The sequence below is a fragment of the Micromonospora sp. RTP1Z1 genome (genome assembly GCF_033804685.1).
Taxonomy (GTDB): domain Bacteria; phylum Actinomycetota; class Actinomycetes; order Mycobacteriales; family Micromonosporaceae; genus Micromonospora.
Genome location: NZ_JAPFQV010000042.1, coordinates 28528 through 50539 on the forward strand (window position 1 = coordinate 28528; position 22012 = coordinate 50539).

Annotated in this window: 22 protein-coding genes; 15 read left to right on the top strand and 7 right to left on the bottom strand. The window is 73.0% G+C overall.

The window, feature by feature from the left end; genetic code table 11:
* Window positions 1-4: 4 nt before the first annotated feature.
* Window positions 5-2734 carry a phosphoribosylformylglycinamidine synthase subunit PurL gene (gene purL / locus SLP03_RS20605; protein WP_319462251.1) on the top strand — a complete coding sequence of 910 codons (2730 nt, stop codon included), beginning with the start codon at window positions 5-7 and terminating at the stop codon, window positions 2732-2734.
* Window positions 2735-2738: 4 nt separating this feature from the next.
* On the top strand, window positions 2739-3494 hold the full coding sequence (locus tag SLP03_RS20610) for a 2-phosphosulfolactate phosphatase (protein ID WP_319462278.1): 756 nt from the start codon (window positions 2739-2741) through the stop codon (window positions 3492-3494).
* 445 nt (window positions 3495-3939) lie between these two features.
* Here SLP03_RS20610 and SLP03_RS20615 read toward each other — a convergent pair whose 3' ends face one another.
* Complete coding sequence (locus SLP03_RS20615) at window positions 3940-5874, bottom strand: carboxypeptidase regulatory-like domain-containing protein (protein WP_319462252.1); 1935 nt, start codon at window positions 5872-5874, stop codon at window positions 3940-3942.
* A 200-nt stretch (window positions 5875-6074) separates the two neighbouring features.
* On the opposite strand from SLP03_RS20615, the gene SLP03_RS20620 reads away from it, so the two are divergent.
* From SLP03_RS20620 to amcA, 5 genes are all read left to right on the top strand, one after another.
* Window positions 6075-6386, top strand: coding sequence for a sterol carrier family protein (locus SLP03_RS20620; protein WP_413644595.1), 312 nt, complete (start codon window positions 6075-6077; stop codon window positions 6384-6386).
* 162 nt (window positions 6387-6548) lie between these two features.
* Entirely contained in the window at window positions 6549-8072 is a 1524-nt protein-coding gene (gene purF, locus SLP03_RS20625; RefSeq protein ID WP_319462254.1) for an amidophosphoribosyltransferase, read from the top strand.
* Window positions 8073-8136: 64 nt separating this feature from the next.
* Window positions 8137-9291 (top strand): phosphoribosylformylglycinamidine cyclo-ligase, encoded by a 1155-nt coding sequence (gene purM / locus SLP03_RS20630; protein ID WP_319462255.1) that lies wholly within the window; start codon window positions 8137-8139, stop codon window positions 9289-9291.
* Between the two features lie 124 nt (window positions 9292-9415).
* Window positions 9416-10519: a cyclophane-forming radical SAM peptide maturase AmcB gene (gene amcB, locus SLP03_RS20635; RefSeq protein WP_319462279.1), complete on the top strand. Its 1104-nt coding sequence runs from the start codon at window positions 9416-9418 to the stop codon at window positions 10517-10519.
* A complete protein-coding gene (gene amcA, locus SLP03_RS20640) occupies window positions 10488-10724 on the top strand; it encodes a multiple cyclophane-containing RiPP AmcA (RefSeq protein ID WP_319462256.1) in 237 nt (78 codons plus the stop codon). The genes amcB and amcA overlap by 32 nt, the downstream gene beginning before the upstream one ends.
* 145 nt (window positions 10725-10869) lie before the next feature.
* Here the strand turns inward: amcA and SLP03_RS20645 are convergent, their stop codons facing one another.
* Together SLP03_RS20645 and SLP03_RS20650 are read right to left on the bottom strand one after the other, a co-directional pair.
* Window positions 10870-11082 carry a DUF3073 domain-containing protein gene (locus SLP03_RS20645; protein ID WP_319462257.1) on the bottom strand — a complete coding sequence of 71 codons (213 nt, stop codon included), beginning with the start codon at window positions 11080-11082 and terminating at the stop codon, window positions 10870-10872.
* A gap of 302 nt (window positions 11083-11384) precedes the next feature.
* The gene (locus SLP03_RS20650) at window positions 11385-12467 is read right to left on the bottom strand and encodes a Glu/Leu/Phe/Val family dehydrogenase (protein ID WP_319462258.1); all 1083 of its coding nucleotides are present in this window, start codon (window positions 12465-12467) and stop codon (window positions 11385-11387) included.
* Between the two features lie 172 nt (window positions 12468-12639).
* On the opposite strand from SLP03_RS20650, the gene SLP03_RS20655 reads away from it, so the two are divergent.
* Both SLP03_RS20655 and SLP03_RS20660 read left to right on the top strand, forming a co-directional pair.
* Window positions 12640-13479, top strand: coding sequence for a hypothetical protein (locus SLP03_RS20655; protein WP_319462259.1), 840 nt, complete (start codon window positions 12640-12642; stop codon window positions 13477-13479).
* Window positions 13480-13731: 252 nt separating this feature from the next.
* Window positions 13732-13941 carry a BldC family transcriptional regulator gene (locus tag SLP03_RS20660; RefSeq protein ID WP_007073996.1) on the top strand — a complete coding sequence of 70 codons (210 nt, stop codon included), beginning with the start codon at window positions 13732-13734 and terminating at the stop codon, window positions 13939-13941.
* A 90-nt stretch (window positions 13942-14031) separates the two neighbouring features.
* On the opposite strand, the gene SLP03_RS20665 is transcribed toward SLP03_RS20660, so the two are convergent.
* On the bottom strand, window positions 14032-14412 hold the full coding sequence (locus tag SLP03_RS20665) for a PPOX class F420-dependent oxidoreductase (protein WP_319462260.1): 381 nt from the start codon (window positions 14410-14412) through the stop codon (window positions 14032-14034).
* A gap of 54 nt (window positions 14413-14466) precedes the next feature.
* Here SLP03_RS20665 and SLP03_RS20670 point away from each other — a divergent pair, with 54 nt between their 5' ends.
* Entirely contained in the window at window positions 14467-15249 is a 783-nt protein-coding gene (locus SLP03_RS20670) for a class I SAM-dependent methyltransferase (protein ID WP_319462261.1), read from the top strand.
* Between the two features lie 39 nt (window positions 15250-15288).
* Here SLP03_RS20670 and SLP03_RS20675 read toward each other — a convergent pair whose 3' ends face one another.
* Window positions 15289-15594 carry a hypothetical protein gene (locus SLP03_RS20675; protein ID WP_319462262.1) on the bottom strand — a complete coding sequence of 102 codons (306 nt, stop codon included), beginning with the start codon at window positions 15592-15594 and terminating at the stop codon, window positions 15289-15291.
* A 167-nt stretch (window positions 15595-15761) separates the two neighbouring features.
* On the opposite strand from SLP03_RS20675, the gene SLP03_RS20680 reads away from it, so the two are divergent.
* Both SLP03_RS20680 and SLP03_RS20685 read left to right on the top strand, forming a co-directional pair.
* Window positions 15762-16619, top strand: a complete 858-nt coding sequence (locus SLP03_RS20680; protein ID WP_319462263.1) for a 3-hydroxyacyl-CoA dehydrogenase family protein — start codon at window positions 15762-15764, stop codon at window positions 16617-16619.
* 52 nt (window positions 16620-16671) lie between these two features.
* Window positions 16672-17415 (top strand): enoyl-CoA hydratase/isomerase family protein, encoded by a 744-nt coding sequence (locus SLP03_RS20685; protein ID WP_319462264.1) that lies wholly within the window; start codon window positions 16672-16674, stop codon window positions 17413-17415.
* A gap of 53 nt (window positions 17416-17468) precedes the next feature.
* Here SLP03_RS20685 and SLP03_RS20690 read toward each other — a convergent pair whose 3' ends face one another.
* On the bottom strand, window positions 17469-18821 hold the full coding sequence (locus SLP03_RS20690) for an ABC transporter substrate-binding protein (protein WP_319462265.1): 1353 nt from the start codon (window positions 18819-18821) through the stop codon (window positions 17469-17471).
* A gap of 166 nt (window positions 18822-18987) precedes the next feature.
* On the opposite strand from SLP03_RS20690, the gene SLP03_RS20695 reads away from it, so the two are divergent.
* Both SLP03_RS20695 and SLP03_RS20700 read left to right on the top strand, forming a co-directional pair.
* Window positions 18988-19380, top strand: coding sequence for a hypothetical protein (locus SLP03_RS20695; protein WP_319462266.1), 393 nt, complete (start codon window positions 18988-18990; stop codon window positions 19378-19380).
* Between the two features lie 135 nt (window positions 19381-19515).
* On the top strand, window positions 19516-20232 hold the full coding sequence (locus SLP03_RS20700) for a DUF2786 domain-containing protein (protein WP_319462267.1): 717 nt from the start codon (window positions 19516-19518) through the stop codon (window positions 20230-20232).
* A 19-nt stretch (window positions 20233-20251) separates the two neighbouring features.
* Here SLP03_RS20700 and SLP03_RS20705 read toward each other — a convergent pair whose 3' ends face one another.
* Window positions 20252-20767, bottom strand: a complete 516-nt coding sequence (locus SLP03_RS20705) for an SRPBCC family protein (RefSeq protein ID WP_319462268.1) — start codon at window positions 20765-20767, stop codon at window positions 20252-20254.
* A gap of 206 nt (window positions 20768-20973) precedes the next feature.
* Between SLP03_RS20705 and SLP03_RS20710 the strand changes: the two genes are divergently transcribed.
* Entirely contained in the window at window positions 20974-21906 is a 933-nt protein-coding gene (locus SLP03_RS20710) for a hypothetical protein (RefSeq protein WP_319462269.1), read from the top strand.
* The last annotated feature ends 106 nt before the right edge of the window (window positions 21907-22012 follow it).

Consider the following 22012-nt stretch of genomic DNA (forward strand, 5'->3'; position numbering starts at 1 on the left):
GGTCATGACCACCCATCCGGACCCGGCCGTACGGGAGACACCGGGCGCCTTCCCGGCCGCCCCGGCAGAGCCGCGTGCGGCCGCCGTGGTGCCGCAGGGCCGCCCGGCCGACGCCGGCCGCACCGCCGGCCCTTCCCCGGCCGGCGACTGGGATCTCGGCGTGGACACCGTGCCCCGCGCCTCCGGCACCCCGGAGGAGCTCCAGCCGTACACCGAGCTGGGCCTGCGCGACGACGAGTACGACCGGATCCGGCACGTCCTCGGCCGCCGGCCCACCCAGGCCGAGCTGGCCATGTACTCGATCATGTGGAGCGAGCACTGCTCCTACAAGTCCAGCAAGGTTCACCTGCGCCAGTTCGGCGAGAAGGCCCCGCCGAGCGACCGGCTGCTCGCCGGCATCGGTGAGAACGCCGGCGTGGTGCAGGTCTCCGACGAGCTGGCGGTGACCTTCAAGGTCGAGTCGCACAACCACCCGAGCTTCGTCGAGCCGTACCAGGGCGCGGCGACCGGCGTCGGCGGCATCGTCCGGGACATCCTCGCCATGGGCGCCCGCCCGGTCGCGGTGATGGACCCGCTGCGCTTCGGCGCGGCCGACCACCCGGACACCGCCCGGGTGCTGCCCGGCGTGGTCGCCGGCATCGGTGGCTACGGCAACTGCCTCGGCCTGCCGAACATCGGCGGCGAGGTCGTCTTCGACCCCTGCTATCAGGGCAACCCGCTGGTCAACGCGCTCTGCCTCGGCGTGCTGCCGGTCACCCGGCTGCAGAAGAAGGACGCGACCGGCCCCGGCAACATCGTGGTGCTGATGGGCGCCAAGACCGGCCGGGACGGCATCGGCGGCGTGTCGGTGCTGGCCAGCGCCACCTTCGACGAGGGCAGCGAGCAGCGCCGCCCGTCGGTCCAGGTGGGCGACCCGTTCACCGAGAAGCTGCTGATCGAGGCCTGCCTCGAGCTGTACGACGCCGAGCTGGTCGTCGGCATCCAGGACCTCGGCGGCGCCGGGCTGACCTGCGCGCTCACCGAGACCGCCGCCTCGGCCGGTACCGGCATGCGGGTCTGGCTGGAGCGGGTGCCGCTGCGCGAGCCCTCGATGGAGCCGCACGAGATCCTGGCCAGCGAGTCCCAGGAGCGGATGCTGCTGGTCGTCGCCCCGGACAAGCTGGAGGCGGTGCTCAAGACCGCCGACAAGTGGGGCGTGCTCGCCACCGCGATCGGTGAGGTCACGCCGCCGGCGCCGGACGGCCAGCCGGGCCGATTGCTGATCACCTGGCGCGACCATCTCGTGGTCGACGTCCCGCCGGCTTCGCTGGTCGACGACGGGCCGGTCTACGCCCGCCCGATGCGCGAGCCGGCCGACCTGATCCTGCTTCAGGCGGACCGGGCCGAGACCCTGCCCCGGCCGAACAGCCCGGAGGCGCTGCGGGAGACAGTGCTGCGGATGATCGCGTCGCCGAACCTGGCCGACAAGACGTGGGTCACCGAGCAGTACGACCGGTACGTGCTGGGCAACACCGTGCTGGCCCAGCCGGAGGACTCCGGCGTGATCCGGATCGACGAGCGGACCGGCCTCGGTGTGGCGCTCTCCGTCGACGGCAACGGCCGGTACGCCCGCCTCGACCCGTACCACGGCACCAAGCTGGCGCTCGCCGAGGCGTACCGGAACGTGGCGGTGACCGGCGCGAAGCCGATCGCCGTGACGAACTGCCTGAACTTCGGCTCGCCGGAGGACCCGGGCGTGATGTGGCAGTTCGCCGAGGCCGTTCGCGGCCTGGCGGACGGCTGCCTGGAGCTGGGCATCCCGGTGACCGGCGGCAACGTCAGCTTCTACAACCAGACCGGCGCGGCGGCCATCCACCCGACCCCGGTGGTCGGTGTGCTGGGCGTGCTGGACAACGTCGCGGACCGGGTGCCGATGGGCTTCGTGCCGCGGCCGGGCGGCGACCACGAACAGCTCTTCCTGCTCGGTGAGACGCACGTGGAGCTCTCCGGCTCGGAATGGGCCTGGGTGACCCACGAGCACCTCGGTGGCATCCCGCCGCAGGTCGACCTGGCCCGCGAGCGGCAGCTCGCCGAGCTGCTGGCCGAGGCGGCCCGGGTGGGGCACCTCAGCTCCGCGCATGACCTCTCCGACGGCGGTCTGGCCCAGAGCCTGGTCGAGTCCTGCCTGCGGCGGAGCGTCGGTGCCCGGATCGCGGTGCCGGAGCACTTCGGCGGCGGCTCGATGCCGTTCGTCTTCCTGTTCAGCGAGTCCGCCGGGCGGGTCCTGGTGTCGGTGCCGCGCGGGCACGAGAAGGCGTTCACCGCCCTCTGCGCCGAGCGCGGGGTGCCGTGGGAGTTCATCGGCGTCACCGACCCGGCCGGCGGTGCCCTCGAGGTGCACGGCCAGTTCCGGATCGGCCTCGACGAGCTGCGCGCGGCCCACACGGAGACCCTGCCCCGGCTCTTCGGCGGCGCGGAGGCGGCCCAGGTGGAGGTGGAGGCGGCCCGGACCGGGACGACCACCGAGGCCGAGTCCGCCGAGCCGGCGGTCGAGGCCGAGCCGGCCGAGGACCCGGCCACCGACTTCCAGCCGGCGGAGGCCACCGTGCCGCAGGCCGAGGTGACCGACGGCTCCGACGCGACGACGACCGACGCCGGCCCCGCCGCGACCGAGCCGGCCGGGACCGCCCCGGAAGGGTCCGCGACGGCTTCCTCCGGTGACCCGGACCAGCCCGCCGCGCCCGATCAGCGCTGAGGCGTTGGCCGCGGCCGTCTACACGCAGCCCGGTTCCGGCGCCCGGTTCGACTGGGGGCTGACCGGGGCGGCGGAACTCGGCCGGGTGTGTGCCGCCCTGGTGGTGGTGGACGTCCTCTCGTTCACCACCGCCGTGGAGGTGGCCGTCGGCCGCGGCATGCGGGTGTACCCGTTCCCGTGGGGGGAGCAGGCGGCCGAGTACGCGCGCCGGGTGGGTGCCGTCGCGGCCGTCGGCCGCCGGCGGATGACCGCGGAGCATCCGTGGTCGCTCTCGCCGGCCGCGCTGCGCACCGCGCCGGTCGTCAGCGACCTGGTGCTGCCCTCGCCGAACGGCTCGGCGATCAGCGCCGCCGCCAGCGCCACCGGCCTGCCGGTGGTCGCGGCGTGCCTGCGTAACGCGCGCGCCGTCGGGCAATGGCTGCGGGCCCAGGGGTACGGCTCGACGGACGCCCCGGTCGGCGTGATCGCCGCCGGTGAACGGTGGCCGGACGGTTCGCTGCGCCCCTCGGTGGAGGACCAGCTCGGGGCGGCCAGCGTGCTGGACGCCCTCGTCGGCGTGCCGGGAGGGTTCTCGGTGGAGGCGGCGATGGCGCTGGCCGCGCTGGCCAGCACGCCGGACGTGCCGGCGGCGGTCCGGGGCTGCGTCTCCGGCCGGGAACTCGTCGAGGGCGGCTTTGCCGCCGACGTGGAGGTCGCCGTCCAGGTCGACGTCTCGGACGTGGTGCCGATGCTGCGGCAGGGCTTCTTCGCCGCCGCCTGACCTGGTCCCGCCTCTCAACGGCAGCCCCTGTCCGCCCGAGGTGTGGGTGGCCGGACGCTACGAACCTGATGACGTCAACGATTCAGGCCATGCCACGCGCCGGCCCCTTCGGTCCGGCATCCGCGTGCGCTGGGCCGCCCCTGTCGACGCTACGCTCGCGCCCACAGGTCCTTCCCGCGCAGGGTCGCCCGCCCGCCGAGTCGGGTCGTACCGAAAGCCGGGTCGCTCTTCGCGGGCAGCGGCGGCAGTACGCGCGGCTCGCGATTCACCTACGACATCAGCTTCATAGCGGCCCGCAGGCATCACCGCCCGCGGTTCCGCCTGCCGCCCGTGCTGAGGCCGGCCACCCGATGACCACCGCGATCACCGCACGACGACGGCGGCCGTCCGGAAGTTCCGGACGGCCGCCGTCGGAGTCGGCGGGGCGGGTGACGCCCCGACCGGGTCAGTCGTCGAGCCAGTCCAGTCGGCGCCCGCCGCGCTCCTGCGGGGCCTCCGGGCGGCCCCGGCCGGCCTGCGCCGGGTCGCCGTAGTGGCCAGCCTGGTCGTAGCCCTGGCTGTCATAGCCGCCGGTGCGCGGCTGCGGCGGTTCCTGGCCGTACCCGCCCTGCTGGTCGTACCCGCCTTGCGGGGGCTGCCCGTAGCCGTCGCCGCCGCCGTAGCCGCCGCGCTGGTCGTAGCCCTGCTGCTGGCCGTTGTCATACCCGCCGGCAGGGCTGTTGCCGTACCCGCCACCGGCCGGCCCGTTGTCGTAGCCGTGGTGGGCAGGGCCGCTGTCGTAGCCGCCGACCGCCGGGGCGCCGTACCCGCCGCCGTAGCCGTTGGTCGGCTCCGGCTCACGGCCGTACTGGGCCGGGTCCGGCTGGCCGTAGCCCCGCCCCTGGTCCGCCGGCGGCTGGTAGGTGCTGGTCGGGTACGGGTCGGCCGGCGGTGCGTACGATTGCGTGCCGTCACCGGTGTAGCGGCCGGTCGGCTCGTCGTACCGTTCGCCGTGGCCGCCGCCCTGGGCCGGCGGGTAGCCGGCCGCTCCGGCGCCGTAGTCCCGGCTGCCGTAGCCGCCGCCGGAGGACGGCGAGTTGCCGTAGCCGCCCCCCGAGGAGGGTGCGTTGCCGTAGCCGCCCTGGCTGGGGGACTCCTCGCCGTAGCCGTTGCCGGCCCAGCTGGGCTGCCCACCCGGGCCGTACGCGGGCGGCGGAGCGCCGTACGGGTCCGGCGGGACGTCGTCGACGACCGGTCGGTGCATCATCGTGGGCGCGTCGCTGAGCGAGGTGCCACCGACCATGGTCGGGGCCGGACCGGCGCCCATCCCGTTCACCACCCGGGTGTGGTCGTCGGCGCCCCGGTAGCCCGGCACCGCGCCGGCGCCGGCCACGGGACCCGGTCCACCCGGTCCACCCGGTCCGTCCCCGTCACCGTCACCGTCGTCGTTCTTGCGCCGCATGTAGAGCAGCACGATGGTGCCGACGCCCACTGCCACGAAGAGACCGCCGAGCAGGATCAGCAGCCAGGAGGCGCCGGAGTCCTGGTTGGCGGCGGCCTGCTGCTGGCCGGCGGGAGCGTCGCTGGCGGCCTCGTCGGTGGCGGCGCCGTCGGTCGCCTCGTCCGTCGGCGCGGCCTCGCTCGCCGAGGGGGTGGCGCTCGGGCTCACCTCGACCTTGACCGGCAGGGCGATCCGCTGGCCGGTCATGCTCTGCCCGGCGGTCGCGTTGACCGTCCTGGTGGCCTTGATGGCGTCCTTGATGGCGCCGAGCTCGATCCGGCCCGGGGTGATGGGGTTGCTGGTCGAGCCGGTGAAGCGGTAGTTGCCGCTGCCGTCGCTGTTGGTCGTGTATTGGTGCTGCTGCGAGTCGAGGAGCATCACCGTGGCGTTCGCCACCGGGTCGCCGTTGGCGCTGATGACCACCTTGCCGGAGATCGACTTGACGGTCTGGGTCTCCTGCGGCGGCGGAGGCGGGGCAGTCGCCTTCACGGTCACGCTGAGGGGACGGGTATCCGAGCCGGCGATGCCCTCGACCCGGATCGTCGCCCGGGTCCCGTTGGCCGCCGGCGCGTTGGCGGCCGCCGTCAGGGTCAAGGTCACCTGCTTCGGCTTCGACATGCCGGGCGGCCCGTTGAACTGGACATCTCCACAGCCGCCGCAGGCGACGCCGTCCGGAAGACCGGTGACCTTGATGTTGGCGGACGTCTCGGCGGCGTCCGGGGTGACCTCCACAGTCACCGAGCCGCCGCCCTTGCCTGCCTCAATGGTGACCGAGTCGCCGGAGGAGGACGTGATCTTGGCGGCTGAGGCTGATGTGGCGGGGACGGTGAGCAGCGCGCCGGCAACCAGCGCTACGACCACACCGGCCCGATACTTCCAGGCACGTCGGTGTGTTGACACGTCCACCGCCTTCCGGTCTGACTTCCCCGGCCGGCGGGCGCGGGGCCGGGGATCATCACGGTACGAATACGCCGTCGGCAACTATGCCTTGTCTGACGGGCCATGCGCGACCCAGGGCCGGCGTCGCGGGCGCCGATTCCGGGTCGTATCGTCCCGTCGTGTCCTCTCCGCACATTAAGTCCGCCGCAGTGGCCGCGGCAATGAAGGCGCTGGACGAGGGGCGTACGCCCGAACGGCCGGTGTACCGGGAAGCGGTCCGTACCCTCTTGACCGTCCTCGCGGAGCGCGCCCCCGGCCGATCGGTGGAGGTGCGTGTCCCACCCTACGGTGCCGTCCAGTGCGTGGCCGGCCCGCGACACACCCGCGGCACGCCACCGAATGTGGTGGAAATGGACCCGGCGACCTGGCTCGCGCTGGCCACCGGCCGTCTCGGATGGTCGGAGGCGGTCACCGAGGGTCGCGTGCGCACCAGCGGTATCCGCGCGGATCTTTCCGAACATCTTCCCCTCTAGCTGGTCTGACCTTCGACGCCGATCACGATGCGCAGGCGGATCGTGACTATCAGTATCGACGGCGATTCGCGTACACTGTCAGGCGACGAGGTCCCGGCCGACCGTGCGGAGCTGCCCCCCGGCTCCGCCAGGCCAGTTCAGACCAGCATGAGGGAGCGGCACGTGCCCCGAGGCGATGGCCGGCTGAGCCACGACCTTGACCCCCAGCGACCCGGCCCGCAGGACGCCTGCGGCGTCTTCGGGGTCTGGGCGCCGGGTGAGGAGGTCGCCAACCTCACCTACTTCGGGCTCTACGCCCTTCAGCACCGCGGCCAGGAGGCGGCCGGCATCGCGGTGAGCGACGGATCCCGCGTGGTGGTCTACAAGGACCTCGGCCTGGTGGCCCAGGTCTTCGACGAGCCGACCTTGGCCAGCCTGCGCGGCCACCTCGCGATCGGCCACGCGCGCTACTCCACCACCGGCGGCTCGACCTGGGAGAACGCCCAGCCGACAATCCGCTCCACCAGTTCCGGCACGACCATCGCGCTGGCCCACAACGGCAACCTGGTCAACACCGCCGAGCTGGAGCGCGAGGTGGCCGAGCGCGGGCTCCTCGCGGACGGCTCGACGAACGACACCTCGCTGGTCACCATGCTGCTGGCCAGCCGGCCGGATCTCTCGGTCGAGGCGGCCGCCCTGGAGGTGCTGCCGCAGCTCCGCGGCGCGTTCAGCTTCGTCTTCATGGACGAGTCGACGCTGTACGCGGCCCGCGACCCGCACGGCGTGCGGCCGCTGGTGCTCGGCCGGCTGGAGCGCGGCTGGGTGGTGGCCAGCGAGACCGCAGCGCTGGACATCGTCGGCGCCAGCGTGGTCCGTGAGGTCGAGCCGGGCGAGCTGATCGCGATCGACGAGGACGGCCTGCGCTCCAGCCGGTTCGCCGCGCCGGAGCCCAAGGGCTGCCTCTTCGAGTACGTCTACATCGCCCGCCCGGACGCCACCATCGCCGGCCGCAACGTGCACGCCGCGCGGGTGCAGATCGGCCGCCAACTGGCCAAGGAGCACCCGGTCGAGGCCGACCTGGTGATCCCGGTGCCGGAGTCCGGCACGCCGGCCGCGATCGGGTACGCCGAGGAGTCGGGCATCACCTACGGCGCCGGCCTGATGAAGAACCCGTACGTCGGGCGGACCTTCATCCAGCCGTCGCAGACCCTGCGCCAGCTCGGCATCCGGCTCAAGCTGAACCCGCTGCGGGAGAACGTCCGGGGCAAGCGGCTGGTGGTCGTGGACGACTCGATCGTCCGCGGCAACACCCAGCGGGCCATCGTCCGGATGCTGCGCGAGGCCGGGGCGCTGGAGGTGCACGTCCGGATCTCCTCGCCGCCGGTCAACTGGCCCTGTTTCTACGGCATCGACTTCGCCACCCGGGCCGAGCTGTTGGCCAACGGGCTGGACAACGAGGGCATCCGGCGTTCGATCGGCGCCGACACGCTGGGCTACGTCTCGCTCCCCGGCCTCATCGCCGCGACCGAGCAGCCGAAGACCCGGCTTTGCCGGGCGTGCTTCGACGGGGAGTATCCGATCGAGCTGCCGGCCGGGAACCTGATCGGCAAGCACGTGCTCGAAGGAGTCGGCCGCCGGGTCGCCTCCGAGGCGTCCGACGCCGCCGGGCACGCCACCCCTCCGCTCGTCGCCACCCACCGCCCGTAGCACCACCCGACGCGGAACCGGCCACCGCAACGGCGGCCCCGCGAGAAACACAAAGGGGAGAACCGTGACGCACGTGTCCGAGCGCAGCGGCGCAGGAAGCAGCCCGACGGGCGCCGGCGGCGATCGCCAGCCCTGGACGGCCGGCGCCGGCCGCACGACGCGCAAACGCTCGGTCTCGTACGCGGACGCCGGTGTGTCGATCGAGGCGGGTGACCGCGCGGTCGAGCTGCTGAAGTCCAAGGTCAAGCAGACCCGGCGCCCGGAGGTCATGGGCGACCTGGGCGGCTTCGCCGGCCTGTTCCGGCTGGACACGAAGAAGTACAAGAGCCCGATCCTGGCCTCCTCCACCGACGGGGTCGGCACCAAGCTGGTCATCGCCCAGCAGCTCGACATCCACGACACGGTCGGCATCGACCTGGTCGCGATGGTCGTCGACGACCTGGTGGCCTGCGGCGCCGAGCCGCTCTTCCTGCTGGACTACATCGCCACCGGCGAGGTGGTGCCGGACAAGGTCGCCGAGATCGGCGCCGGCATCGCCGACGGCTGCCGGTACGCGGGCTGCGCGCTGCTGGGCGGGGAGACCGCCGAGCACCCCGGCGTGCTGCGCCCCGACGAGTACGACATCTCCGCCACCGGTGTCGGCGTGGTCGAGGAGAGCGAGATCCTCAGCCCGGAGCGGGTCGAGGTGGGTGACGTGGTCATCGCCATGCGCTCCTCGGGTCTGCACTCCAACGGCTACTCGCTGGTCCGGCACGTGCTGCTGGGCGCGGGCCGGATGCGGCTGGACGTGGTGATCGACGACTTCGGCCGGCAGCGGACCCTCGGCGAGGAGCTGCTCACCCCGACCAAGATCTACGCGCAGGACTGCCTCAAGCTGATCGCCGAGGCCGACGTGCGGGTGCTGGCGCACGTCACCGGCGGTGGCATCCCGGGAAACCTGGTCCGCGTGCTGCCGGAGCACGTCGACGCGGTGGTGAACCGCTCCACCTGGAAGCCGCAGCCCATCTTCGACCTGATCCAGTCCAAGGGCCGGATCGAGGACCCGGACATGGAGGCGACGTTCAACATGGGCGTCGGCATGTTCGCGATCGTTTCGGCCGAGGACGCCGATCGCGCGCTGGCCACCCTGACCGGCCGGGGCGTGGACGCCTGGCAGGCCGGCGAGATCATCGAGGGTTCGGGCAACGTGCAGATGATCGGGCAGCACACCCGGGGCTGATAACGCTCTGGTGATCATCCGCGCACCTGATCGGGGGTTCACCCGAGTGGCCACCGCCGCCTAGCCTGAAGGGCACTTCAGACTCGGCCGAGGAGGGTTGATGGCTGCTCGTACGCCCAACGGGATGCGTGGCATCGCCGCGGTTCCCTCATACGTCGTGATGCAGCCGACCACGCTCTGCAACCTGGACTGCGCCTACTGCTACCTGCCGATGCGAGCGGCGGACCAGCGGATGCCGGTGGCGGTGGCCGAGGCGGTGGCGGCGGCGGTCAACCCGTGGGCGGCGGCCGGTCGATTCTCGGTGGTCTGGCACGGCGGTGAGCCCCTGGCGGCCGGTCGGAAGCATCTGGCGGCGCTGCTGGCGCCGTTCGGGCCGGAGGTGGAACACCACGTCCAGACCAATGCCACGCTGATCGACGACGCCTGGTGCGCGTTCTTCGCCGAGCACGGCATCCGGGTGAGCGTCAGCGTGGACGGGCCGCGGGAGCGCAACGCCGAGCGGGTCACCCGGGGCGGCCGGCCGGCGTACGACCGGATCCTGGCCGGGGTGGCGGTGCTGCGTCGGCACGGGGTGGCCTTCTCGGCGCTCGCGGTGGTTTCCCGGCCCGCCCCCGGGCTGGCCACCGAGCTGTACGACTACTTCCTCGACCTCGGCTGTGACGTGCTGGGCGTCAACATCGAGGAGACCGAGGGGGTCAACACGCGGACGAACGCACGGGATCCCGCCGCGGTCACGGCGTTCTGGGCGGAGCTGGTCGGCGCCTGGCGCCGGGACCCCCGGATCCACCTGCGGGAGGTGGAGTGGTCGCTCCGGTACGCCGGGGCGGTCCTGGCCGGCGCGGCGGACGACCTGCTGCCCCGGCGGCTGGACCCGATCCCCACCGTCGCCCACGACGGCTCGGTGGTCGTGCTCTCCCCGGAGCTGGCCGGCTTCACCGATCCGCGGTACGGCGACTTCAGCAGCGGCAACGTGCTGGCCACGCCGTTGGCCGAGATCCTGGTCGACGCCGGGCGGACGCCCTGGGTGGGTGAGTTCCTCGCCGGGGTGGAGGCGTGCCGGTCGTCCTGCCCCTACTTCGGGTTCTGCGGGGGCGGCCACGCCGCCAACCGTTACTTCGAGCTGGGGCGTTTCGACGGTACGGAGACCGAGCACTGCCGCAACAGCAAGATCCGCCTATTGGAGGGAGTGTTGGAGCATGCCCGAGACCACGAGTCGCCGGCAGCCTGAGAGCGCCGGGGGTGCTGACCCGGATCCGGTCGTCGACCGGGTGCGGGAAGCCGCCGTGGGGTTGACCGCACTGCTCCACGAGGCCGAGGCCGCGCGGCGGCTGCGGGCGGAGGTGGCGGGCGGCGACGGTGCCAGCGCGGTCTGCGCCTGGAACCACTTCGAGAACATCCCGACGTTCTACAACTGGAACAACCGGCCCCGCTGAGGGTACGCGTCCGAGATCAGGGGCCCGCCGATCAGCCGGAAGATGTCACCGGCATGGCGAGGACCCTGATCGTCGGTACGCCGCTTCGGATGGGCACATGCGTGAGCACGCGGGCAGTTACCGCGTGCTCAGCTGCGTCCAGAGGTCAGCGGGTCGGGGCCCAGGTGTCCGGGTCCTCGTCCGCGTGATCCTCATCATCGTCGTCGACATACTCTTTCGAGTCGTCGTCGAAGTGGTGCTCAGACTTACCAGCACCCGCCAGTTCGCGCTGCAAGGCGGTGAGGTCGGTGTTCGGGGAGTGGTACTTCAACTCCCGGGCCACCTTTGTCTGCTTGGCCTTAGCACGGCCGCGCCCCATGGCTCGACCCCCTCGCACAGAATGCGGGGCAGCCCGAAGGCGGGCCCCGATGACGTCAGGCATCTCTCGTGGCTCTTACGGTACATGGGGATGCCGCCGTTCGGCACCTCGGGTTACCGCCAGCCGGCCCTGCGCGTCGCAGTGATCCGGCCGTCACAAATTGTACCCGGTAAGGACCGATCCCCGGGACCGGCCATGACAGCGGTCAAACCGACATGAAGCTGCCCAATCTTCAGCTTAACGCCGCCGCCGCTCCGTCCGTGGCCCGGGGGCGGACCCGACCGCCCGCCCCCGGGTGACGTTCAGCGCAGGTGGATCGTGCGCAGCCGGCCGACCTCGGCCATCCGCCGCTCGGCGAGCCGGTCCGCGGCGACCGCCGGCGGGACGCCCTCGTCGTCGGCGAGCCGGAGGATCTCCCGAGTGGTGTCGTAGATCCGCGTGGCCCGCAGCTTGGCCCGGTCGAAGTTGAAGCCCTCGATCTCGTCGGCGACCTGGATCACGCCGCCCGCGTTCACCACGTAGTCGGGCACGTAGAGGATGCCCCGGTCGGCGAGGAACTTCTCGATGCCCGGGTGGGCGAGCTGGTTGTTCGCCGCGCCGGCGACGACCTTGGCCCGCAGCGCCGGCACGGTGTCGTCGTTGAGGGCGCCGCCCAGCGCGCACGGGGCGTACACGTCGATGTCGGCGGCGACGAGCGCCGCGGCGTCGTCGACAAGCGCGACCTGGGGGTGGTTGGCGCGGACCCACTCCAGGGCCTTCGGGTTGACGTCGGTGGCCACCACCTCGGCGCCGTCGTCCAGCAGGTGCCCGGTGAGGTACTTGCCGACCTTGCCCAGGCCGGCCACGCCGACCCGCTTGCCGGCGACCGAGGGGGTGCCCCAGACCTGCTCGGCGGCGGCCCGCATGCCCTGGAAGACGCCCCAGGCGGTGAGGATCGAGGAGTCGCCCGCCCCGCCGTGCTCGACGCTGCGGCCGGTGACGTAGCTCGTCTCCCGGGCGATCACGTCCATGTCGGCGACGTAGGTGCCGACGTCGCAGGCGGTGTAGTAGCGCCCGGCCAGCGACTCCACGAAGCGGCCGTAGGCGCGCAGCAGCGCTTCGCTCTTGATCTGCTCCGGGTCGCCCCAGATGACCGCCTTGCCGCCGCCCAGGTCCAGGCCGGCCAGAGCGTTCTTGTACGCCATCCCGCGGGAGAGGTCGAGCACGTCGGCGAGGGCGTCGTCCTCGCTTGCGTACGGGTAGAACCGGGTGCCGCCGAGCGCGGGGCCCAGCGCGGTGGAGTAGATCCCGATGATCGCCTTGAGGCCGGACTGCTTGTCCTGGCAGAACACGACCTGTTCGTGACCTGTCGATCCCGGGTCTTCGGTGCTGGCGAATACGCCCATGGCTGACTCCTGTGACGGTGGGCGCCCTTGTGGGGCGCGGACCTTGTGGCACGCCGGCGGGATGCTGCCGGTCCTGCTGAGCCTAATATCGGCCGAAGCCGTACTGTCGCCCGCGTCAGTGTCCGCGCCACGCCGGCGGCGTGCGGGTTCCGTTTCGTGGGAGGATCGCGCCGTGCCGTCGCTCTTCGCTTCTTACCTGCGCGTGTACGAGCCGCTGACCGCTTTCGACCGGGATCGCCAGTCGTTCTGGCGCCGATACGTCAACGAGGGCCGGGCGGTGGCCCCGCTGGAGGGGCCGGTCCGGCAGCGGACGGCGGTGATCGAGGCGCTCGGCGCGGGCTGGACCCGGCTGCCCGACCTGCCCGACGAGGCGTACGTGCTGGAGACCGACGACAGCCTGCTGGTCTGCCCCTGGAACCTGCGGATCCGGGTGGCCGAGGCGGCGCTGAGCGCCCGGGACGGGGTGCCGTCGGTACTGGCCGACGCGTTCGTCCCGCCGATCCTGGCCGGGCAGGCCAAGGCGGTGGTGGAGGACTGGCGCAGCGGCGCGCGGGTGCTGGAGCACGGGGTGCCCCGGGTGCACGAGCAGATCGCCACCTGGGGGGTGCCGCTGCGCTGGTTCGTGCTCTTCGAGTCGGCGGAGCGGCACCTGGTGACCGACCCGGGCCGCCGCGCGCTGCGTTACCGGACCGAGATCTCCAAGGCCCGCCGCCGCTCGTCCCGGGCGTTGTCAGTGCTGCGCAAGTCGGTCGGCGAGGCGCCGATCACCGAGGCGGTCGAGGAGGCCGCCCGGTGGCTCGAGGAGTTCCATCCGCGCTCGGTGGTGGAGCTGGACTACGGCGGCCTGGTGCAGCTGCTGCCGGACGAGACCCTGGTGGCCGACGACTCGACCGAGTTGGTGGCGAACGGCCTGGCCGGGCTCTCCCGGGGCGAGGCCGAGGAGGCTTCGGCGGCGTACGACAAGCTCGTCGCCCGGTGGCGCGCAGTGCAGCTGTTGGAGCGGTGCAACTAACCGCAAATCGGCCATGGAGCGCTCCCAATTCGAGGGTGGCTCGTAGTTGACGCATCACGAACCGTGATCATGAGTCCGAATAAGGTACTTTCTGCGGTGTAAAAGTAGTAAAAATCGGGCATGGTTCATCCGTCCGTCTAGGGACCTTCAGCCGTTCGGCCCATGTCGGACATCGGGGACTAGCCGGACCATGGGAGACGCGTCGACCGGCGGGACCCCGGCCGATGTCTATACATGTGGAGGAGTGACCCGATGGCATCGCGAACGCACGAACCAGAGCCGCTACTCACGCCGGCCGAGGTGGCGTCGATGTTCCGTGTCGACCCGAAGACGGTGACCCGGTGGGCCAAGGCTGGCAAGCTCAGCGCCATCCGGACCCTGGGCGGCCACCGCCGCTACCGCGAGTCGGAGGTCAGGGCCCTGCTGCAGGGGCAGATCCCGCAGCAGCGTCAGGGGGACTGACGACCCGACGTTTCACCAGGCGTTCCGATTCAGGGGCGGCCGGACGTACGCGACAGCGACGGTCCGCCGCCCCTGAATCGCGTCCGGAGGTCAGTCGTCGAGGGTGACCCGGAGCCCGACCGTGCCCCGCTCGCCCCGCCGCAGCCGGCTGGCGAGCAGGCTGAGCCGCCCGAGCAGCCGGTACTTCTGCTTCATCAGATCGCGTACCCGGCGGGTGCCGGCGAGGTCGCAGATCGTCGCGTGCCCCGGCACCGCCTCGCCGTGCGGGTGGCCGCGCACGTCGCACGGGGCCACCGTCACCCGGCCGTCGCGCCGGATCCGCTTCACCTTGCCGGAGTCGGACACCGTCCACACCGCCAGCGCGTCGCCGTCCCGGACCACCCACACCGGGGTCGGCACCGGTCGGCCGTCCTTGCGGAAGGTGGTCAGCAGGACGTACTTCTCCGCCGCCAGGCGGTCCAGATCGGTCACGTCGCCCAGGATACGACCGCGACAACGCATCGCAGCCCGGATAGCGTGAGCGCCGTGACGGGGGAACCGACGATCGGCGACGTGTTCGGCGAGATGATCCGCGACGCGTACGCGGTCGCCACCGGGGTCGGACCCCGGCCGCTGGCCGGTGGGCGCCTGCCCCGGCCGGTCATCGAGATCATCGAGCGGGACGACGGGCTGGTCAACGGCGCGCCCGCCGCCCACTACCTGGACCCGCCGCAGGCCTGGCAGCCGCACGACCACCGGGCGGTGGACCGGGTCCACGGCCGGGTGCTCGACGTCGGCGTCGGGGCCGGCCGGATCGCGCTGCACCTCCAGGAGCGGGGGGTGCCGGTCACCGGACTGGACACCTCGGCGGGGGCGCTGCGGGTGTGCCGGCACCGGGGCGTACGGGACCTGGTGCTCGGCACCGTGGACGAGCACGTCGCCGACGGCCACCGGTACGACACCTTCCTGCTGCTCGGCAACAACCTCGGTCTGATCGAGGGGCGGGAGCGGGCCCCCGGATTCCTCGCCGCGCTCGCCGCGCTGGCCCGACCCGGCGCGCGGATCATCGCGCACGGCACCGACCCGTACGGCACCAGGGACCCGGTGCACACCGGCTACCACGAGCTCAACCGGCGCCGCGGCCGGCTCGGCGGCCAGCTGCGGCTGCGGCTGCGCTACCGCGAACTCGGCACCGTGTGGTTCGACTATCTGGTGTGCTCGGTCGACGAGCTGGCTGAGCTGCTCCACGGCTCGCCGTGGCGACTGCTCGACGTGGACGACGCCGACCGCCCCTACTACCTGGCCACCCTCGAGCTGACCGGGGCGTGACGAGGCCCCCGGGCGTACCCGGGGGTCGACGTCGGCGCCTCAGACCTGGACGGTCGGGGAGTGCTCCTGCGGGGGGAGGCCGCCGTCGCCGTCGACCACCTCGTCGGGGGTGCCGTCCTCGTCGATGTCGACCATGGTGATGTCCACCTTGCCGTCACCGTCGGTGTCGAACTGGAACAGGTCAGCCTTGCCGTCGCCGTCGGTGTCCACCACCCACACGTCGGTCTTCCCGTCGTTGTTGGTGTCCGCGCGCAGCAGGTCCACCCGCTCGTCGCCGCGGGTCTGCACCGTCTCCGTCTCCTCGACGGTGCCGGTGCTGGCGGCGTTCTCCGGTGCCTGGCTCATGTCGGCTGGTCCTTCCCTCGGTTGACAGCCGTCTGTACCCGATCCGGCGCGCCCCCACGCATGCCCGACGGACCGGCGCCGCCTAGGGTCGCACCCATGAACGAGCGGAGCGAGCGGTCGGGCGCGGCGGAGACCCCGCGCGTCGCCGCACGCGGCGAGGGGACGTCATGAGTGGTCGTTTTGTGGTCGTCGGAGCCGGCACGATGGGGCTCGGCATCGCCTACGTGGCGGCCGGCGCGGGCTACGCGGTCGAGCTGGTCGAGGTGGACCCTGGTCGGGCGGCCGACGCGTCGGTCCGGCTCGCCGCGCTCTGGGAGCGGGCGGTGCAGCGCGGCAAGCTCGGTGCCGAGGAGGCCGCCGGGCACCGGCAGCGGGTCGTCCTGCGCCCGGCGCTGGGCGAGGTGGCGCCGGAGCCGGACGTGATCGTGGAGGCGGTACCGGAGCGGCTCGACCTCAAGCGGTCGGTGCTCCGCGACGCCGCCGCCCGGCGACCCGTCCTGCTGGGCAGCAACACCTCCAGCATCCCGATCGCCGACCTCGCCACCGGGCTGGACCGGCCGGAGGCGTTCCTCGGCCTGCACTTCTTCAACCCGGTCTGGGCGATGGCGCTGCTGGAGATCGTGGTCGGCCCGGCCACCGCGCCGGAGACCACCGACGCGGCCGTCGCGCTCGCCGGCCGGCTGGGCAAGGACCCCGTCGTCGTACGCGACATGCCCGGCTTCGCCACCTCGCGGCTCGGGGTCACCCTCGGGCTGGAGGCGATCCGGATGGTCGCCGACGGGGTGGCCAGCCCCGCCGACATCGACAAGGCGATGGTGCTCGGCTACCGGCACCCGGTCGGCCCGCTGGAGCTGACCGACCTGGTCGGACTCGACGTCCGGCTCGACATCGCCCGTACGCTCCAGGCAGCGTACGGTGACCGGTTCGCGCCGCCGCCGCTGCTCGAGGAGATGGTGGCCGCCGGGAAGCTGGGCAGGAAGTCCGGCCAGGGCTTCTACCGCTGGGAGAACGGGGTGAAGCGGTGAGCGCGAGGAGTGAGCTTGCGAGCCCCGCAGTCGCGAACGAAAGGCAGGCACGGTGACCGGCCTACGCGTCGAGGAACTGCCCGACAGGCTGGTGGTGACGCTCGACCGGCCGGAGAAGCGCAACGCCATCGACGCCGACCTGATCGGCGAGCTGCACGCGGTCTGCGCCGAACTGGAGGCCCGGCCCCGGCTGCTGCTGCTCACCGGCGGGGCCGACGGCATCTTCGCCGGCGGGGCGGACATCGGCCAGCTCCGCGAGCGCGGCCGGCTCGACGCCCTCGCCGCCATCAACTCGGCCGCCTTCGCCCGGATCCGGGCGCTGCCGATGCCGACCGTGGCGGCCGTGGACGGTCCGGCGCTGGGCGGCGGCGCCGAGCTGGCGTACGCCTGCGACCTGCGGGTATGCACGGCCCGGGCGGTCTTCGGCCAACCCGAGGTGCGGTTGGGCATCCTGGCCGGCGCGGGCGCGACGCACCGCCTGCCGGCGCTGATCGGCGAGGCCCGGGCCAAGGAGCTGCTCTTCACCGGCCGGCGGGTGGACGCCGACGAGGCGCTGCGGATCGGGCTGGTCAACCGGGTGGTGGCCGAGCCCGCCGAGCTGCTGCCCACCGCGCACGGGCTGCTCGACGAGATGGCCAAGGGTTCGGCGCTGGCGCTGCGGCTGACCAAGCTGGCCGTGGACGCCCCGCCGGCCGCCCACCCGCAGCTCGACCTGGTCAGCCAGGCGGTGCTCTTCGAGGACGAGGAGAAGCACCGGCGGATGACCGAGTTCCTGGAGCGGCGCCGGCCGCGCTGACCCGGACACGACGAAGGCCGCACCGGTTCGCCCGGTGCGGCCTTCGTCGTCGGTCAGTGCCGGATCTGCACCCCGGCATCGGCCAGCGCGGTGATCGCCCCCGCCGACTCGCCGAAGCCGATGACCAGCACGGCGTCCGCCCCGAAGTCCTTGATCTCCTTGGCGATGCCGGTGAAGTCGACCGGCGGCGCCTTCGCGTCGGCCGGCGGCTCGTACGTCAGCAGCTTGACCCGGTCGGCGCCGAGGCCGGCCCGTTCCAGCTCGGTGCGGACGTTGCCCTGGAGGCCCTCGCCGTAGGAGTCCTTCCGGGCGAGCAGCACGATCTTGTGCGGCCCGTCGCGCAGGATCACGTCGGCCAGCGCCCGGCCCTGCAGGCTGTCCGACGGGGCGGTGCGGAAGTACAGCCCCTTGTCGTCCACCGTGGTCAGACCGGCGTCGGTGTTCGACGGCGAGAAGAGCACCCGCCCGGCGGCGACCACGTCCGGCAGGACCGCGCGGGAGATGCCCGAGGCGCCCGCGCCGATGATCACCTGCACGCCCGCGGCGATGTGCGACGCGACGGTGGCCTTCGCGACATCGGGGTTGGTGCCGTCGTCGCCGTCGATCCAGACCATCGGCTCGCCGAGCACCCCGCCGGCCGCGTTGACCTCCTTGACGGCCAGCGCCGCGCCGGCCGCCATCGGCGGGTAGGCCAGTGCCAGGTCACCGGTCTTCGGCAGCAGCCCGCCGAGGACCAGCGGGGAGCCGTCACTCTTGTCCGACTTGCCACCGTGCTGCTTCTTCGCCCGGGGCGGTGCCTTGGTGCTCGCCCCCGACTCGTCGCCCGCGCCGACGAACTCGGTCTTGCCGTCGTCGATCTTCTGGTCGTCGAAGTGCAGGGTGGCGTAGCTGGCCGTGGCCGGCTCGCCGGCGTCGGTGAAGCCCGCCCGGGTGAGCGACACCCCCCGGTACTCGATGTCCCGCCCCTGCCGGGCCAGCCCCAGGCAGGTCGCCGGGTCCTCGCACAGCTGACCGCCGGTGGTCACCCCCACGATCTGCTTCGCGATCGCCGCCGGGTCGGTGCTGCCGGCGAGTTGGGCGGCCAGAGCGCTGATCACCACCGCGTCGTACGTCTCCGCGGAGTAGAGGTAGTCGGTCAGCTTCGGGTCTACGGCGAGTAGCCGTTCCTTGAAGCTTTCCGGCAACGGGGTCAGCGGGGTGGTGCCCTTCATCCCGTTCACAAGGTCGGCGCGGTCCTTCAGTCCATCCGCGTACGAGTTGAGCATGTTGCCGTCGGAGCCGTAGAGGCGCACCTGGGTGGTGGTGGCGCCCCCTTCGCTCTTGTCGCTGCCGCAGGCGCTGGTGGCGAGCAGTAGCCCCGCACAGGCTGTGATCACGGCCGCGCGCGAACCGCGTGATACGAGCATGGTCGTCCTTCCTCCGCCAACGGTCCGCAGGCACATTAGCGTGCCGGCGCGGACGGCGGGACCGTGGAGGCCGGTGCGGTCGGGAGGCCGACCGATCACCGTACGGAGAGTGACGACGGGACCGTGCCCTGGTCACCGCTTGACCGGCCGTCCTACTGTGCCGCACGTGACCGACGAAGCACAGCAGACGCTGGACGATGCGACCGCCGTGCTCCGCTCGGCGCTGGCCGGGGACGGCGACGCGGTGGTGGGCACCTTCGACGCGGTGGTCGACCGGGCCGGTCTGGCCGGGGCGTACGGGGTGGCCTGGTGCCTGGCCGGCACCATGGTCGGCGACACCGCCCCCGCGGGGGCCTCCTGCGCGCTCGACTTCCCCGGCATCGACCAAGCCGACTACGACACCCGCTGGGTGGCCCGGTTCGTCAGCGCGTACGCCAACGCCGACGCCGACACCGGCGAGGCGCTCTTCGGCGCGGCGATGGCCGACGGGCTGCTGCCGGACTGCCTGCTCACCCTCGCCGGCTCGACCGTGGCGACGCTGCGCAGCCGGGCCGGCTGACCGCGCGCGGCGCCCGCCGGGGGGACGGGCGCCACTCGCCGCGGGCTCAGAACGCGTGAGCGTGAAGAGGGTAACCGTCGATCTCCGCGCTGCCTCATCCCGTCCGCGTCCTACCGCTGTGGTATCTGTGATGGTATGTCCGAGGCGATGCTCAGCAAGGTCCGCAAGCTGCTCGCCCAGGCCGAGGATCCGGCCTGCACGCCCGCCGAGTCGGCGGCCTTCACCGCCAAGGCCACCGAGCTGATCGCCCGCTACGGGGTGGACCGGGCGCTGCTCGCCGCCCGCGACCCGGCCACCGACCCGGTCGGCGACCGGGTGGTCGACCTGGTCGCCCCGTACGCCCGGGACAAGGCCGGCCTGCTCGCCGCCGTCGCCGAACCGCTCCGCTGCCGCTGCGTACGCCGCCGGCAGGGCAACGGCTTCGCCATGCACCTGTTCGGCTTCGCCAGCGACCTGGAACGGGTCGAGCTGCTCTTCACCTCGCTGCTGGTACAGGCCGCGCACGGCCTGGCCGGCGCCGTCGTACCGGCCGGTGAGCATCCGGCCGCCTTCCGGCGTACCTGGCTGGCCGGCTTCGCCCACGTGGTCGGCGACCGGCTGCGGGCCGCCGAGGCCGACGCGGTCGCCGGGTCCGGCGCGCCCTCGACGGCGCTGGTGCTGGCCGACCGCTCCGACCGGGTGCGGCACCGGCTCGCCGAGGTCTACCCGCGGCTACGGACCGCGGCGCCCCGCCGGCTGGCCGGCACCGGCTTCGGCCCCGGCCTCGAGGCGGGTCGCCGGGCCCACCTGGGGGGCACCGGCGTGACCACTGGCCCGGCGACGGCACGAGGCATCGCCGCCCACCTGGGCTGAGCCCCGGCGGGCGGTCCGGTCAGGTCCCGCTCCGGGCCACCGTCGCCAGATAGCGGCAGAGCAGCTCGTGCCAGCCGGCCGTCAGCGCCTCGCGGTAGCCCTCGGCCGCCGTGCCGTGCCGGTCGAAGTGCCGGTGCTCGACCTCCACCTGGGTCAGCCCGTCGCCCTCGGGGGCGAAGAGGACCTCGACCTCGCTGGCCCGCGCCGGATCGGGTACCGGCACCCGGTCCGGGCCGAGCTGCCAGGTGAAGACCAGCCGGCGCGGCGGGTCCCAGGTGAGCACCCGACCCCAGTCGCCCCGGAAGCCGTACGGGCCGATCTCGTAGAGCATGCCGCCGGCGCGTGGTTCGATTCCCAGCTCGGCCAGCGCTTCCGGGCCGGACCAGGTGTACTCGCGTACCCACCAGTCGGTCAGCGCCCCGGTGAACACCTCGAACGCCCGCTCTGCGGAGGCTGGGGCGAGGAGGCTGCTGCGTAGCGAGAACCGGGCGACATCCTGACGGACCTCATCCGGATCGGCCATCTCCTGTCCCATAGGCCCGGACCATACCGGCTGATGCCTCCGTGTGCAGCTTCGCGGTGTGCCCGCTTCCGGACAGCGGGAGACCGCACTCCGCGGTCGCGGCGTCCGGGCCGTTCCGGGCGTACGGCCGGCCCGCCGCCGCCACGGGTGGCCGGCGGGAAAGCGGGTAACCGCGGCTGATCCGGCCAGACGCATCGGGCCAGCTGGGAGCGGAGAGCATGAGCGAGAGCGGAGCGACTGAACGGGAACCGGATCCGACCAGCGAGCGGCTGGCCCGCCAGTCCGGGTCGACCGAGCCGGACGTCCTGCTCGACGTCCCGGCGGTGTCGGTCGACTCGATCCGGCTGGCGGTCGACGGGCTCGACGCGGACCTGTCGCTGCGCGCCCGGCTGGCCAACCTGCTCCAGCTCGATGCCGGGGTGCGGGTGCACCTGGAGGGCGTGGAACTGGACATCACCGGCGTGCACGCCGAGGCGCTGCTCAAGGTGCGGCTGGAGAAGCTGGTGACGATCCTGGACCGGGCGCTCAGCACGATCGACCGCAATCCGCAGGTCATCGAGGCACTGGCGCGGACGGTGGAGACCAGCGTCGACGACGTCAGCCGGTCCGCCCAGCAATTGGCCGGGGTCGCGGGCCCGCTGGTCGGCCAGGCGGTGCAGCAGGCCGGCCAGGCAGTGCAGCAGCCTGGCCAGGCGGGTCAGCAGGTCGGTGCGGTGGGTGCGGTGGCGGACCGGTCGCTGCGGGAGCGGGCCGGCGAGCCGACGCCCAATGCGCCCGGGCCGCCGTCTGGCGCCCGGCCCCCGCAGCCGCCGACCGGGTCCGCCGGGCAGGGACCCCCGGCCCCGACCGACCGACCGTCCGGCGGCGACCGGGCCGGGTCACCCGTGGCTGAGGCGGAGACCGGGAAGCCGGATTCCAGGGCCGGGACGCCGTCCCCCGGTACCGGTGGGGCGGAGACCGGGGAACGACCGGGTCGCGGCGAGGGTGAACGCCCCACGGGCGGGCAGGCCGGCGCCCGGCCGCCGGGAGCCTCCGGGGCGGCTCAGGTGGCCGGCCAGGCCAGCGAGACGTTGCGCCAGGCGGGCCGGAGCGTCTGGGAGGCGATCCAGGGCGGGATGGGTCAGAACCGGCAGCAACGCCCGAAGCGATAGCGCCGCGCCGGCGCGACGGCGAACGGCCAACTCTCCCGCAGGGATCCGCCCAAGCACCAAGGGTTGAGCCCACGACCTCTTCGCCCTCGCCGTGCGGTTCCTCGGA